The 11,009-nt window shown below is 48.9% G+C and carries 7 protein-coding genes; all 7 read left to right on the top strand.

All coding sequences use genetic code 11. From position 1 onward, the window contains the following. A partial coding sequence (locus tag D9742_RS22315) for a glutamate decarboxylase (RefSeq protein ID WP_130238282.1) occupies positions 1-1,309 on the top strand: 1,309 nt, incomplete at its 5' end. A gap of 155 nt (positions 1,310-1,464) precedes the next feature. Further along, positions 1,465-3,000, top strand: a complete 1,536-nt coding sequence (gene gadC, locus D9742_RS22310) for an acid resistance gamma-aminobutyrate antiporter GadC (protein WP_130238281.1) — start codon at positions 1,465-1,467, stop codon at positions 2,998-3,000. 130 nt (positions 3,001-3,130) lie between these two features. Then, positions 3,131-4,450: a glycoside hydrolase family 10 protein gene (locus tag D9742_RS22305; RefSeq protein ID WP_130238280.1), complete on the top strand. Its 1,320-nt coding sequence runs from the start codon at positions 3,131-3,133 to the stop codon at positions 4,448-4,450. 349 nt (positions 4,451-4,799) lie between these two features. Then, positions 4,800-6,182 carry a diguanylate cyclase gene (locus D9742_RS22300; protein ID WP_130238279.1) on the top strand — a complete coding sequence of 461 codons (1,383 nt, stop codon included), beginning with the start codon at positions 4,800-4,802 and terminating at the stop codon, positions 6,180-6,182. Positions 6,183-6,206: 24 nt separating this feature from the next. Continuing rightward, positions 6,207-8,606, top strand: a complete 2,400-nt coding sequence (dosP, locus tag D9742_RS22295) for an oxygen-sensing cyclic-di-GMP phosphodiesterase DosP (protein ID WP_130238278.1) — start codon at positions 6,207-6,209, stop codon at positions 8,604-8,606. Between the two features lie 257 nt (positions 8,607-8,863). Continuing rightward, positions 8,864-9,445, top strand: a complete 582-nt coding sequence (ddpX, locus tag D9742_RS22290) for a D-alanyl-D-alanine dipeptidase (RefSeq protein WP_130238277.1) — start codon at positions 8,864-8,866, stop codon at positions 9,443-9,445. A 13-nt stretch (positions 9,446-9,458) separates the two neighbouring features. Further along, complete coding sequence (locus D9742_RS22285; protein ID WP_130238276.1) at positions 9,459-11,009, top strand: ABC transporter substrate-binding protein; 1,551 nt, start codon at positions 9,459-9,461, stop codon at positions 11,007-11,009.

The raw sequence follows: 11,009 nt of genomic DNA, 5'->3' as shown, positions 1-11,009 counted from the left end.
TTTTCCGCTGCATGAAATGCGTGATGATGTCGCATTTCAAATTATCAATGATGAATTATTTCTCGACGGTAACGCGCGTCAGAATCTGGCAACTTTTTGCCAGACCTGGGACGACGAAAATGTCCATAAATTAATGGACCTGTCGATCAACAAAAACTGGATCGACAAAGAAGAATATCCGCAATCCGCAGCCATCGACCTGCGCTGTGTGAACATGGTTGCTGACCTGTGGCACGCGCCTGCGCCGAAAAACGGCCAGGCCGTTGGCACCAACACCATTGGTTCTTCCGAGGCCTGCATGCTCGGCGGGATGGCGATGAAATGGCGTTGGCGCAAACGTATGGAAGCCGCAGGTAAGCCGACCAACAAGCCAAACCTGGTCTGCGGCCCGGTGCAAATCTGCTGGCATAAATTTGCCCGCTACTGGGATGTAGAGCTGCGTGAGATCCCTATGCGTCCCGGCCAGCTATTCATGGATCCGAAACGTATGATTGAGGCCTGCGACGAAAACACCATCGGCGTGGTGCCGACTTTCGGCGTGACTTACACCGGTAACTATGAGTTCCCGCAACCGCTGCACGATGCACTGGATAAATTCCAGGCGGATACCGGTATCGACATCGACATGCACATCGACGCCGCCAGTGGTGGCTTCCTTGCGCCGTTCGTGGCGCCGGATATTGTCTGGGACTTCCGCCTGCCGCGCGTGAAATCGATCAGTGCTTCAGGCCATAAATTCGGTCTGGCTCCGCTGGGCTGCGGCTGGGTGATCTGGCGTGACGAAGAAGCGCTGCCGAAAGAACTGGTATTCAACGTTGACTACCTCGGCGGTCAGATTGGTACTTTCGCCATCAACTTCTCTCGTCCGGCGGGACAGGTGATTGCACAGTACTATGAGTTCCTGCGCCTCGGCCGTGAAGGTTATACCAAAGTACAGAACGCCTCTTACCAGGTTGCTGCTTATCTGGCGGATGAAATCGCCAAACTGGGGCCGTATGAGTTCATCTGTACGGGGCGCCCGGATGAAGGTATCCCGGCGGTGTGCTTCAAACTGAAAGACGGGGAAAATCCAGGATACACCCTGTATGACCTCTCTGAACGTCTGCGCCTGCGCGGCTGGCAGGTTCCGGCATTTACCCTCGGCGGTGAAGCTACCGACATCGTGGTAATGCGCATTATGTGCCGTCGTGGCTTCGAAATGGACTTCGCTGAACTGTTACTGGAAGACTACAAAGCCTCCCTGAAATATCTCAGCGATCACCCGAAACTGCAGGGTATTGCCCAGCAGAACAGCTTTAAACATACCTGATAACGTTTAAGCGGTAACGGTGTCCCGAAACGCACCCGTTTCGGGACAATTTCCGAAGTCTGTTCACTGGCATTAGCAACGGAAAATATTGTTCTGAAGGCACTTCAGAGCAACACAGGTGCGGTTCCACAGGACAACCGTTTTAGGGGGATAATATGGCTACATCAGTACAGACAGGTAAAGCTAAGCAGCTAACATTACTGGGTTTCTTCGCCATCACGGCGTCGATGGTAATGGCTGTTTATGAATACCCTACCTTCGCAACATCTGGCTTTTCATTAGTTTTCTTCCTGCTCTTAGGCGGGATTTTATGGTTTATTCCCGTTGGTCTTTGTGCTGCGGAAATGGCCACCGTGGACGGCTGGGAAGAAGGTGGTGTGTTCGCCTGGGTATCAAATACCCTGGGGCCGAAATGGGGATTTGCAGCTATCTCATTTGGCTATTTGCAAATCGCTATTGGCTTTATTCCAATGCTCTATTTCGTGTTAGGGGCGCTCTCCTACATTCTGAAATGGCCAGCACTGAATGAAGACCCGGTAACGAAAACCATCGCGGCGCTGATCATTCTTTGGGCGCTGGCATTAACTCAGTTTGGCGGCACTAAATATACTGCGCGAATCGCGAAAGTTGGTTTCTTTGCGGGCATTCTGCTGCCTGCATTTATTTTGATTGCATTAGCGGCGATTTATCTGCACTCCGGAGCACCGGTTGCTATCGAAATGGATGCGAAAACTTTCTTCCCTGATTTCTCGAAAGTTGGCACTTTAGTTGTGTTTGTCGCCTTCATTTTGAGTTATATGGGAGTAGAAGCTTCCGCGACCCACGTCAATGAAATGAGCAACCCAGGGCGCGACTATCCGCTGGCAATGTTACTGCTGATGGTGGCAGCGATTTGCTTAAGTTCAGTAGGCGGTTTGTCCATTGCGATGGTTATTCCAGGTAATGAAATCAACCTGTCCGCAGGTGTAATGCAAACCTTCACTGTGCTTATGTCTCATGTGGCACCGGAAATAGAGTGGACGGTTCGCGTTATCTCTGCCCTGCTTCTGCTGGGTGTTCTTGCGGAAATCGCCTCATGGATTGTAGGACCTTCTCGCGGGATGTATGTCACCGCTCAGAAAAATCTACTGCCAGCCGCGTTCGCCAAAATGAACAAAAATGGTGTGCCGGTAACTCTGGTAATTTCCCAGCTGGTGATTACCTCTATCGCGTTGATTATCCTCACAAACACCGGTGGTGGTAACAACATGTCCTTCCTGATCGCGCTGGCACTGACGGTGGTGATTTATCTGTGTGCTTATTTCATGCTGTTTATTGGCTACATTGTGTTAGTCCTTAAACATCCTGACTTAAAACGCACATTTAATATCCCTGGTGGTAAAGGGGTTAAACTGGTCGTGGCGATTGTCGGTTTACTGACTTCAATTATGGCGTTTGTCGTCTCCTTCCTGCCGCCGGATAATATCCAGGGTGATTCTACTGATATGTATGTTGAATTATTAGTGGTAAGTTTCCTGGTGGTACTTGCTCTACCGTTTATTCTCTATGCCATTCATGACCGTAAAGGCAAAGCGAATACGGGTGTTACACTGGAGCCAATTAACAGCCAGAACGCGCCGAAAGGTCACTTCTTCCTGCATCCACGTGCTCGTTCACCGCACTATATTGTGATGAATGATAAGAAACACTAACCATGTCTGAGTGGTAATAACACAAGGGAGCGAAAATTAATCGCTCCCTTTTGCGTACTTATTGCCGTATTGACTTGCCCCAGATAAGTACGAGAATAAGCGCACATCTGTTTACCGGAAATAAGCATATATGGATATCTGCTCCCGAACTGTGAAATTCGAGTTTAAAAGGCCAGCTGCACTGGTTGCACTGGCACTTTTACTGTGTAGTTGTAAAAGCACGCCTCCAGATTCAATGACGACACCGCCTGCAGACTCAAAACCACCAGCGACCGCACAACAATCATCGCAACCTATGCGCGGTATCTGGCTGGCTACGGTGTCCCGCCTCGACTGGCCCCCCGTCTCCTCAGTTAACATCAGCAACCCCACCAGCCGGGTCCGCGTGCAACAGCAGGCGATGATCGACAAACTGGAAAACTTGCAACGACTGGGAATTAACACGGTCTTTTTCCAGGTGAAGCCCGACGGCACTGCCCTTTGGCCATCGAAGATTTTGCCGTGGTCCGATCTAATGACCGGCAAAATTGGTGAATACCCTGGTTACGATCCGCTGCAATTTATTCTCGACGAAGCCCACAAGCGTGGGATGAAAGTACACGCCTGGTTTAATCCCTACCGCGTGTCGGTTAATACAAAGCCCGGAACTATTAGGGAACTGAATAGCACTCTGTCTCAACAGCCGGCCAGCGTCTATGTGCAACATCGCGACTGGATCAGGACGTCAGGTGACCGTTTCGTTCTCGATCCTGGTATCCCTGAAGTTCAGGACTGGATCACATCGATAGTTGCGGAAGTGGTTTCTCGCTATCCGGTAGATGGCGTGCAGTTTGACGACTATTTTTACACTGAATCGCCGGATTCACGGCTTAACGATAACGAGACGTACCGCAAGTACGGTGGTGCATTTGCGTCAAAAGCTGACTGGCGGCGCAACAATACCCAGCAGTTAATTGCTAAGGTTTCGCACACCATTAAAAGCATTAAGCCGGAAGTCGAGTTTGGCGTGAGCCCTGCGGGCGTCTGGCGCAATCGCTCACACGATCCGCTCGGTTCTGATACGCGCGGGGCAGCAGCTTATGATGAATCCTACGCTGATACTCGTCGTTGGGTCGAACAAGGCTTACTGGATTACATAGCCCCGCAAATTTACTGGCCGTTCTCCCGTAGCGCCGCGCGTTATGACGTGCTGGCAAAATGGTGGGCAGATGTCGTCAAACCAACCAAAACCCGCCTTTATATTGGTATCGCCTTCTATAAAGTCGGCGAACCTTCAAAGATAGAACCTGACTGGATGGTTAACGGCGGCGTGCCAGAACTGAAAAAGCAGCTCGATCTTAACGATGCCGTGCCAGAAATTAGCGGCACGATTTTGTTCCGCGAAGACTATCTGAACAAGCCGCAGACTCAACAAGCAGTTAGCTATCTGCAAAGCCGTTGGGGAAGCTAAACGCCCTTTCTTACTTTGTGGCACTGCCGGTGCTTTAAACACCGGCGTGTCATCAACGAAACATTCTCAACTAATAATCAAATCAACTTAAGTCAAATTGTTATAGTTCCCCTGATAAAAACGTATGAATATGAAAAACCATACGATATTAACCATCACCGAAAAATAATTACGATAGGCTATACTCTTCAGAAGACCAGTAGCGTAGATTAAAACTGTCATAAGTCACTTATTTCGTTTCAGTATATCTTCATATTTCAGGAGAATATGGTGCCATAAACCTGTCCAACCGAGTTGCGTTTCGTTTTTCAATTCCGTCTGCCTTTCCAGCCGTATAAGGGTATGAATTATGGAGATGTATTTTAAAAGAATGAAAGATGAGTGGACCGGATTAGTTGCCCAGGTCGACCCCCTCATTCGTAACAAAGCGGCAGAAATTGCCGTAACGCATGCTCATTACTTAAGTATTGAGTTTTATCGAATTGTACGCACTGACCCACATGCCGAAGAGTTTTTGAGTAACGAACAGGTTGAAAGGCAACTTAAAAGTGCTCTGGAAACATGGATTATCGATGTGCTCTCTGCGCAAGCGGACGATGTTGACAGGCTTATACAAATCCAACATACCGTAGCCGAAGTCCATGCTCGCATTGGCATTCCCGTAGAAATAGTTGAGATGGGTTTTCGTGTATTGAAGAAAATCCTATATCCAGCAATATTTTCCTCTGATTATTCGCCTGCGGATAAACTTCAGGTTTATCATTTTTCGATTAACAGTATCGATATAGCCATGGAAGTGATGACCAGAGCATTTACCTTTAGTGACAGTAGTGCGGCTAAAGAAGACGAGAACTATCGTATCTTCTCACTACTTGAAAATGCCGAAGAAGAAAAAGAACGGCAAATAGCCTCGCTACTTTCATGGGAATTAGATGTTATTTATAAAGTCTTGTTGGATTCTGATTTAGGCAGCAGCTTACCGTTAAGCCAGGCTGATTTTGGCTTATGGTTTAACCATAAAGGTCGCCATTATTTTAGCGGCATTGCCGAAGTGGGCCATATCTCCCGCCTTATTCAGGATTTCGACGGGGTTTTTAATCAGACAATACTCCATGCCAAAAATCTGAGTAACAAAAGTCTGCGCGTGAAGTTTTTATTACAGATACGAAATACCGTATCGCAAATTATCACCCTACTACGAGAACTGTTTGAAGAAGTTTCTCGCCATGAAGTAGGAATGGATGTGTTAACTAAGCTACTTAACCGCCGTTTCCTACCGACTATCTTCAAACGCGAAATTGCCCATGCCAATCGGACCGGTACACCGTTGTCTGTTCTGATCATTGATGTAGATAAATTCAAAGAGATCAACGATACATGGGGACATAACACAGGTGATGAGATTTTACGTAAGGTCTCGCAGGCGTTTTACGACAACGTTCGCAGTAGTGACTATGTTTTCCGCTATGGTGGCGATGAATTTATCATAGTGCTGACTGAAGCTTCAGAAAATGACACTTTGCGTACCGCAGAGCGGATCCGCAGCCGGGTGGAAAAAACCAAACTGAAAGCCGCAAACGGCGAAGACATAGCCCTCTCCCTGTCCATTGGCGCCGCCATGTTTAATGGACATCCTGATTATGAACGCCTAATTCAAATAGCCGATGAAGCTCTGTATATCGCGAAAAGACGAGGTAGAAACCGTGTTGAACTCTGGAAAGCCAGTCTTTAGATGCGCCCGGATGCAGAGGTAATCATGAAGCTAACCGATGCAGAAAATGCCGTCGACGGCATTTTTTTCCCCGCCCTTGAGCAAAATATGATGGGCGCGGTATTAATTAACGAAAATGACGAGGTAATGTTTTTTAATCCTGCTGCGGAGAAGCTGTGGGGGTATAAGCGCGAAGAAGTGATAGGCAAAAACATTGATATGCTGATACCCCATAATTTGCGCCCTGCGCATCCAGAATATATCCGCCATAACCGCGAAGGCGGTAAAGCGCGGGTTGAAGGTATGAGCCGGGAATTGCAGCTGGAGAAAAAAGACGGCAGTAAAATATGGACCCGTTTCGCACTATCCAAAGTCACTGCTGAAGGGAAAATTTATTACCTGGCGCTGGTCCGTGATGCCAGCGTAGAAATGGCACAGAAAGAACAGACCCGGCAGTTGATTATTGCCGTGGACCATCTCGACCGCCCGGTCATTGTGCTGGACCCGGAACGCCATATTGTGCAGTGCAATCGCGCGTTTACTGAAATGTTTGGCTACTGCATCAGCGAAGCCAGCGGTATGCAGCCCGATACTTTGCTTAACATCCCTGAATATCCGGCAGATAATCGTATTCGCTTACAGCAACTGCTATGGAAAACAACGCGTGATCAGGATGAATTTCTGTTGTTAACGCGCACAGGGGAAAAAATCTGGATTAAAGCCTCTATTAGCCCAGTTTATGATGTGCTGGCTAATCTGCAAAACCTGGTGATGACCTTCTCCGATATCACCGAAGAACGACAAATTCGTGAGCTTGAAGGCAATATTCTCGCCGCGATGTGTAGCAGTCCGCCATTTCATGAAATGGGCGAAATCATCTGCCGGAATATCGAATCCATTCTTCATGAATCCCATGTGTCGTTGTATGCATTGCGTAATGGTATGCCAGTGCATTGGGCGTCGTCCTCTCATGGGACAGAAGTAAAGAATGCGCAAAGCTGGTCAGTCACCATTCGCCAGCGCGATGGCGCACCTGCCGGGATTCTGAAAATCAAAACAGCGTCCGGGGCGGTAACCAGCGCGTTTATCGAACGAGTAGCGGATATCAGCCAGCATATGGCCGCCCTGGCGCTGGAACAGGAAAAAAGTCGCCAGCATATCGAGCAGCTCATTCAGTTTGATCCGATGACCGGTCTGCCAAACCGCAATAACCTGCACAATTATCTCGATGACCTGGTAGAAAATGCCGTCTCTCCGGTGGTGTATCTTATTGGCATTGACCATATTCAGGATGTCATCGACAGCCTGGGCTATGCGTGGGCCGACCAGGCGTTGCTGGAAGTGGTCAATCGCTTTCGCGAAAAAATTAAACCTGACCAGTATCTCTGTCGTATTGAAGGTACACAGTTTGTCCTCATTAGCCCGGAAAACGACGTCAGTATCATTACCCAAATAGCAGATGAACTTCGTAACGTCGTTAATAAACCGGTCATGATTGACGATAAACCATTCCCGCTAACCTTAAGCATTGGTATCAGTTACGACGTTGGTAAAAACCGGGACTATCTGCTTTCGACTGCCCACAATGCGATGGATTTTATTCGCAAAAACGGCGGTAACGGCTGGCAATTCTTTAGCCCGGTAATGAACGAAATGGTGAAAGAGCGTCTGGTTCTCGGTGCGGCGCTGAAAGAAGCTATCAGCAACAACAAACTAAAACTGGTTTATCAGCCGCAGATCTTTGCGGAAACCGGCGAGCTGTACGGTATCGAGGCCCTCGCTCGCTGGTATGACCCACAGCATGGTCATGTTCCCCCTTCACGGTTTATCCCCCTTGCTGAAGAGATTGGCGAAATAGAAAACATTGGCCGTTGGGTTATTGCTGAAGCCTGCCGCCAGTTAGCAGAATGGCGTAGCCAGAATATTCATATCCCGGCGCTTTCCGTTAACTTGTCTGCGCTGCACTTTCGCAGCAATCAGCTACCCAATCAGGTGTCTGATGCGATGCAGGCCTGGGCGATTGACGGCCACCAGCTGACGGTGGAAATCACGGAAAGCATGATGATGGAGCACGATAAGGAGATCTTCAAACGCATCCAGATCCTTCGCGATATGGGCGTAGGTTTATCTGTCGATGATTTCGGCACCGGCTTTTCCGGATTATCCCGCTTAGTCAGCCTTCCGGTAACGGAAATCAAAATCGACAAAAGCTTTGTCGATCGTTGTCTGAGCGAAAAACGTATCCTCGCCCTACTGGAAGCGATTACCAGTATTGGGCAGAACCTCAATTTAACGGTGGTAGCCGAAGGTGTAGAAACCAAAGAACAATTTGAGATATTACGCAAGATCCACTGTCGCGTTATTCAGGGATATTTCTTCTCACGTCCCCTACCCGCCGAAGAAATACCTGGCTGGATTAGCAGCGTTCTGCCGCTGAAAATCTGATAATTTTCGCCCGCCCGCACACGCGGGCTTCACATAAACGTGACACTGTCACTAAAATAATGTGATTCTCGCTACGATTTCAGGAGATTCCTTCCCGAAGTCACCCTCTTGCACCAAAACTGCACTACGCTGCACAAATGTTGATCAAAAGTTAAAATATATAACTTTAAGCCAGCAATCTGGCGCTTATCCCGACATGGCATGAGATCTGCATAAGCGGAAAGCGCAGCAATTTTTGTCTTATACAGGAACCGCTTATGTCGGATACCACCGAACTGGTTGATTTAGCCGTTATCTTCCCTGACCTGGAGATCGATTTGAAATACGCTTGCAGCGATAACATCACGGGCAAGCCGATTTATCAGCAAGCGCGTTGTCTGTTACATAAAGACGCGCTTACCGCGCTGGCGAAAAGCATCAGTATCGCCCAGCTGTCGGGCTTACAACTGGTGATTTACGACGCGTATCGCCCACAACAAGCACAGGCTATGTTGTGGCAAGCCTGCCCTGACCCACAATATGTCGTTGATGTGGCCGTCGGCTCCAATCACAGCCGAGGTACAGCGATCGACCTGACGCTTCGTGATGAGCATGGCTTCATTTTGGATATGGGGGCCGGATTCGATGAAATGCACGAACGCTCCCATGCTTATCACCCTTCCGTACCACCCGCAGCCCAGCGTAATCGCCTGTTACTGAATGCAATTATGACTGGCGGTGGCTTTGTTGGTATCTCCAGCGAATGGTGGCACTTCGAATTACCGAAGGCTGCAAGTTACCCGCTGCTCGCTGACCAGTTCGCCTGTTTTGTATCTCCTACTACACAGCACGCTAGTTAATCAGGAAACTGTTATGAAAAGATCGATATCATTTCGCCCTACACTGCTCGCGATCGTCCTTGCCACCATACTGCCGGTTGCTCACGCCGCCGTACCGAAAGATATGTTGGTGATTGGTAAGGCTGCCGACCCACAAACCCTCGACCCGGCGGTCACTATTGATAATAACGACTGGACTGTCACCTACCCGTCTTATCAGCGACTGGTACAGTACAAAACGGATGGTGACAAAGGCTCAACGGACGTTGAAGGCGATCTGGCAAGTGGTTGGAAAGCGTCTGACGACCAAAAAGAGTGGACGTTCACCCTGAAGAACGACGCCAAATTTGCCGATGGCACACCGGTCACTGCCGAAGCAGTTAAACTTTCTTTTGAGCGGCTACTAAAAATCGGCCAGGGGCCAGCGGAAGCATTTCCCAAAGATTTAAAGATCGACGCTCCCGACGAACACACAGTCAAATTTACCCTCACTCAGCCATTCGCGCCGTTCCTCTACACCCTGGCGAATGATGGTGCATCCATTATCAATCCGGCAATCTTAAAGGAACACGCTGCGGATGATGCACGCGGTTTTCTCGCGCAAAATACTGCCGGTTCCGGACCGTTTATGCTGAAAAGCTGGCAAAAAGGTCAGCAATTAGTTCTGGTGCCAAATCCACACTACCCCGGTAATAAACCGAACTTCAAACGGGTATCGGTAAAAATTATTGGTGAAAGTGCCTCCCGTCGCCTGCAGCTCTCCCGTGGCGACATTGACATTGCCGATGCACTGCCGGTAGATCAACTCAACGCACTGAAGCAGGAAAATAAAGTCAACGTGGCGGAATACCCGTCACTGCGCGTCACCTATCTGTATCTGAATAACAGCAAAGCGCCGCTTAATCAGGCGGATTTGCGGCGGGCCATCTCCTGGTCTACTGATTATCAGGGGATGGTTAACGGCATTCTTAGCGGTAACGGTAAACAGATGCGCGGGCCGATCCCCGAAGGCATGTGGGGATACGACGCTACGGCAATGCAATACAACCATGACGAAACGAAAGCCAAAGCGGAATGGGATAAAGTGACGACCAAACCCACCAGCCTGACGTTTCTCTATTCCGATAACGACCCGAACTGGGAACCGATCGCCCTGTCAACACAATCCAGTCTCAGCAAGCTGGGTATCAACGTGAAGCTGGAGAAACTGGCGAACGCCACCATGCGCGACAGAGTGGGTAAAGGTGATTACGACATTGCGATTGGCAACTGGAGTCCGGATTTCGCCGACCCGTATATGTTTATGAATTACTGGTTTGAATCAGACAAAAAAGGTCTGCCGGGTAACCGCTCGTTCTATGAAAACAGCGAGGTCGATAAGTTACTGCGCAATGCACTCGCGACCACCGACCAGACCCAGCGTACCCAGGACTACCAGCAGGCACAGAAAATCGTCATTGATGACGCTGCTTATGTGTATCTGTTCCAGAAAAACTACCAACTGGCGATGAACAAAGAGGTGAAAGGCTTCGTGTTTAATCCCATGCTGGAACAGGTCTTCAATATCAATACCATGAGTAAATAA

The organism is Escherichia sp. E1V33 (genome assembly GCF_004211955.1).
Classification (GTDB): Bacteria; Pseudomonadota; Gammaproteobacteria; order Enterobacterales; family Enterobacteriaceae; genus Escherichia.
This window is presented reverse-complemented; position numbering and strand designations above follow the sequence as displayed.

Coding starts and splice junctions, on each gene's coding strand:
- dosP (WP_130238278.1), top strand. CDS start 6,207: ATGAAGCTAACCGATGCAGAAAATGCCGTCGACGGCATTTTTTTCCCC.
- ddpX (WP_130238277.1), top strand. CDS start 8,864: ATGTCGGATACCACCGAACTGGTTGATTTAGCCGTTATCTTCCCTGAC.
- D9742_RS22285 (WP_130238276.1), top strand. CDS start 9,459: ATGAAAAGATCGATATCATTTCGCCCTACACTGCTCGCGATCGTCCTT.
- gadC (WP_130238281.1), top strand. CDS start 1,465: ATGGCTACATCAGTACAGACAGGTAAAGCTAAGCAGCTAACATTACTG.
- D9742_RS22300 (WP_130238279.1), top strand. CDS start 4,800: ATGGAGATGTATTTTAAAAGAATGAAAGATGAGTGGACCGGATTAGTT.
- D9742_RS22305 (WP_130238280.1), top strand. CDS start 3,131: ATGGATATCTGCTCCCGAACTGTGAAATTCGAGTTTAAAAGGCCAGCT.